The following is a 1,264-nucleotide window of genomic DNA, read 5'->3' on the forward strand; positions in this document are numbered from 1 at the left end:
TCGGTGAGTCCCGGGTCAAGGCCTGGGGTGTGACGTTCACGCTCGTGGCGCTCTATGTTCTGAACTATGCGGACAAGGCGGTGCTGGGTCTGGTGGCCCAGCCGCTGTCCGAGGAGCTGGGCCTCTCCAGTTCGCAGATCGGTCTGATCGGGAGCGCGTTCTTCGCCGCGTTCGTGTTCAGCGGGTTCTTCGCCGGCGCCCTGACCCGGTGGCTCGCGCTGCGCTGGATCATGGTGATCCTGTCGCTGACCTGGGCGGCGTCGATGCTGCCGGCCACGCTGTTCGCCGGGTTCGCGATCATGATGGCCTCGCGGATCGCGCTGGGCCTGTTCGAGGGCCCGTCCAGCGCGATCATCCACACCGGCGTCTACTCCTGGCACCCGCCGGCGAAGCGGGCCCTGCCCGGGGCGTTCATCACCTCCGGCTCGTCGATCGCGAAGATCGCGTTGATGCCGCTGCTCGCGGTCATCGTCGCCACCTGGGGCTGGCGGGGCGCGTTCATCGCGCTGTCCGCGATGGGCATCGCCTGGTGCATCGTCTGGCTGATGGTCTGGCGCGAGGGCCCGTACGGCACCAAGGCCAAGACGGCCCCCGCCGAGCCCACCGACACACCCGAGCCGAAGGCGGCGGTGGCACCGAACGCGGACCTGCCGTGGTGGCGGATCGCGCTCACCCCGACCTTCATCGGTGGTCTGCTCGCGGTGTTCGCCATGTACGCCCTCGTCTCGACGGTGCTGACCTGGCTGCCCTCCTACTTCGAGGTCGGACTCGGGTACAGCCGCCTGCAGGCCGGTGTCATGTTCGGGTTCCCGTCGATCGTCGGTGTGATCGCGCTGTTCACCAGCACCTTCATCAGCGACCGGCTGATGTCTCGGGGCACCTCCTCGCGGGTCCTGCGTGGCATCCTGCCCGGCACCGGGCTGTTGCTCTGCGGCGTGGCACTCACCGCCCTGCCCGCCATCGGCTCCCCGGCGTTCGCCGTCGCCGTGGTCTCGCTGGGCTACGGCGTGGGCTCCATCGTGTTCCCGCTGATCAACGCCGCGGTCTCCCAGCTGTGCCCGCCGCACCGCCTCGCCACCACCCTGGGCATCTTCCTGGCCCTGATGGCACTGGGCGGGCTGGTCGGGCCGTACCTGACCGGTGTCGTCGTCGACGCCGCCGCCTCGCCGGCCGAGGGCTACGCCACCGCGTTCCAGGTCTTCGGCGTCATGGCGCTGATCGGCGGCGCCGCCGCGGTCCTGCTCATGAACCCCGAACGCGACGC

Annotated in this window: 1 protein-coding gene; it reads left to right on the forward strand. The window is 70.0% G+C overall.

Translation table 11 applies throughout. The annotated features are described in order from the left end of the window. Positions 1–29: 29 nt before the first annotated feature. A partial coding sequence (locus LWC33_RS34645; RefSeq protein ID WP_233308935.1) for an MFS transporter occupies positions 30–1,264 on the forward strand: 1,235 nt, incomplete at its 3' end.

The sequence above is a fragment of the Pseudonocardia terrae genome, from assembly GCF_021343995.1.
In the GTDB taxonomy this organism is placed as follows: domain Bacteria; phylum Actinomycetota; class Actinomycetes; order Mycobacteriales; family Pseudonocardiaceae; genus Pseudonocardia; species Pseudonocardia terrae.